Annotated in this window: 3 protein-coding genes; 2 read left to right on the top strand and 1 reads right to left on the bottom strand. The window is 35.4% G+C overall.

From position 1 onward, the window contains the following. Positions 1-226 precede the first annotated feature (226 nt). Both KI369_RS26750 and KI369_RS26745 read left to right on the top strand, forming a co-directional pair. Positions 227-907: an MgtC/SapB family protein gene (locus KI369_RS26750; protein ID WP_212958554.1), complete on the top strand. Its 681-nt coding sequence runs from the start codon at positions 227-229 to the stop codon at positions 905-907. A gap of 95 nt (positions 908-1,002) precedes the next feature. Next, entirely contained in the window at positions 1,003-1,998 is a 996-nt protein-coding gene (locus KI369_RS26745) for a potassium channel family protein (protein ID WP_212958552.1), read from the top strand. On the opposite strand, the gene KI369_RS26740 is transcribed toward KI369_RS26745, so the two are convergent. Next, entirely contained in the window at positions 1,985-2,398 is a 414-nt protein-coding gene (locus KI369_RS26740; protein WP_212958550.1) for a YugN-like family protein, read from the bottom strand. The genes KI369_RS26745 and KI369_RS26740 overlap by 14 nt on opposite strands. Between the last annotated feature and the right edge of the window lie 87 nt (positions 2,399-2,485).

Below are 2,485 nucleotides of genomic sequence, written 5' to 3'. Positions count from 1 at the left end.
GACGGTTATTAATATATCATGGTGAAAAACGAAATGCAACACCTTTTATAAACTTTTTTAAAGATCACCCACATTTCTTTTTTAATATCATATACTTAAACGAAATATCTCTTTCATGTATAAATATTTCCTACATATATTCTATATAAAGTCACTCTATCAAAAAGCGTTTCTTTCTATAATAAATGTTTTACTCATATACCATATCATACAAGGAGGAATATATATGGACTATGCCGATTTATTAATCAAACTAGGTCTCTCGGCTTTTTTAGGGTTCGCTATCGGTTTAGAGCGCGAATTAAAACGGAAACCACTTGGTTTAAAAACTTGTTTAGTTATTTCTATCATTAGTTGCCTTTTGACGATTGTTTCTATTAAAGCGGCTTACAATTTACCACATACTGATCATATGAATATGGACCCACTTCGACTTGCCGCTCAAATTGTATCAGGAATCGGTTTTTTAGGTGCCGGTGTTATTTTACGAAGAGGAAACGATAGTATTGCAGGACTAACAACTGCTGCTATGATTTGGGGTGCTTCCGGTATCGGTATTGCCGTCGGGGCCGGCTTCTATATCGAAGCGATTTTCGGGATGTGTTTCCTTATGATTAGCGTTGAACTTATACCGTTAACAATGAAATTTGTAGGACCGAGATCATTTCGCCAACGTGATATCGCTGTGAAACTTGTTGTGCGAAATATGGACAATATTCCGGTTGTAATTGAGGAAATAAAAGAAATGGATATAAAAGTGAAGAATATGAAGCTTAAAACGTTAGAAAATGGTTCTCACTATTTACATCTTAAATTATGTATCGATCAAAAAAGACATACTGCTGATGTTTACTATGCTCTCCAGCATCTTGAAAGTGTCCAACAAACTGAAGTGGAAAGTATGTAACGTAAAACAAACTCTCTTTATAAATTAGAGAGTTTTTCTTTTTTCTATAATGGCAACAATGAATGTAGTCCTGCAAAATAAGGAGGAATTGGCAATTGAAATCCCGTCCAAAATTAGTAGATACATTTCGTGATTCCATTATTTTTCGTTTAATTTGTTTTATTATTGCACTTACTGCTTTTTCTGGCTTCCTTATACATAGATTAGAGCCATCGCACTTCACCACATGGTTTGATGGAGTTTGGTGGTCAATCGTTACTATTTTCACTGTTGGCTATGGTGACTTTGCCCCCCATACACTAATAGGCAAACTTATCGGTATGGGTATTATTTTATTTGGAACTGGTTTTTGTTCTTATTATATGGTTCTATTCGCCACTGATATGATTAATAAACAATATATGAAAGTTAAAGGAGAAGAAGCCGCGACTTCTAACGGTCATATGATTATTGTCGGCTGGAACGAACGGGCAAAACATGTTGTAAAACAAATGCACATCTTACAACCAAACCTGGATATCGTTTTAATTGATGAAACACTTTCTTTACTGCCAAAACCATTTCATCATTTAGAATTTATAAAGGGTTGCCCCCATCACGATCAAACATTATTAAAAGCTAATATTACAACCGCTCACACTATATTAATAACTGCTGATAAAGAAAAAAACGAAAGCTTAGCTGATACACAGTCCATTTTAAATATTTTAACCGCAAAAGGGCTCAATCCAAACATTCACTGCATCGCTGAACTTCTGACTTCTGAACAAATCCAAAATGCAACGAGAGCTGGCGTATCAGAAATTATAGAAGGAAATAAATTAACGAGCTATGTATTTACCGCTTCTCTTTTATTCCCTTCCATTTCAGGTGTACTATTTTCACTTTACGATGAAATCTCTGATAATAAATTACAACTGATGGAGCTTCCATCGTCCTGCACCGGACAAACTTTTGCAAATTGTAGCTATACTCTTTTAAAGCAAAACATTCTCTTACTAGGTATAAAGCGCGACGAACAATATATGATTAATCCAGTTCATTCCTTTGTTCTCATTGAAAGCGACATACTCATTGTTATTCACCATTAATAAAATGACGCTCTAATTCTTGCATGAGCACTTTCCCAATGTTGATATATTTTCTTTTTACCTCTCCATCTGGATCTTTCGGCTCAGCAAATTGATCCATCCCACTCGTTCCAGCTGTTAAAGTATTAACATGATCATCAAGTTCGTCTTGATATACGTGCGAAAGAATATACGGCGTTCCAAGACGGACTACTACACCAGGTACATCTAGCTCTCCATCTACTGCTGTAAATGGCACTCGTAAAAATTGATAGCCATCTTCTTCATCGATTTTATAATCAAAGCATCCTTTATCATAATCCCAATTGCCACCAATGCTATATCCGAGTGGCTTCATTATCTCTTCTAACTTATATAACGCATATGTACGCCCTTCTAAATTTGAGTGAACTGGAATCAAGCCCATCCCTCCTAGACTTTTTCTTTAGCATACCCACTCTAGTTTGAATATACCGCTGAATTTTTCGATAAAATAATAAAAAGCGGC

Source organism: Bacillus sanguinis, assembly GCF_018332475.1.
In the GTDB taxonomy this organism is placed as follows: domain Bacteria; phylum Bacillota; class Bacilli; order Bacillales; family Bacillaceae_G; genus Bacillus_A; species Bacillus_A sanguinis.
This window is presented reverse-complemented; position numbering and strand designations above follow the sequence as displayed.